1 protein-coding gene is annotated in these 223 nt (G+C 77.1%); it reads left to right on the top strand.

Features of this window, described 5'->3' with window-relative positions:
- A partial coding sequence (locus tag ABFP37_RS22665) for a hypothetical protein (RefSeq protein ID WP_347035055.1) occupies positions 1-223 on the top strand: 223 nt, incomplete at both ends.

The raw sequence follows: 223 nt of genomic DNA, 5'->3' as shown, positions 1-223 counted from the left end.
GCTCTGTCCCGGCGGTGTCGCCGGCCGATGACGGGTGCCGGAACACCGCGGAGTTCCTGCGGGTCCGGCTGCGGATCGGCGCCGGGGAAGCCCGCCGCCGTCTCGCCCTGGTCTCCGCCGTCCTCCCCCGCACCGGCATCACCGGCCAGCCCCTGCCCCCGGCCTGCGAAGAAACCGCCGCCGCCCTCGCCACCGGCACCATCGCCTCCCGCGCCGGAACCAT

It is taken from the genome of Burkholderia sp. RS01 (assembly GCF_039748055.1).
Taxonomy (GTDB): domain Bacteria; phylum Actinomycetota; class Actinomycetes; order Actinomycetales; family Micrococcaceae; genus Arthrobacter.
This window is presented reverse-complemented; position numbering and strand designations above follow the sequence as displayed.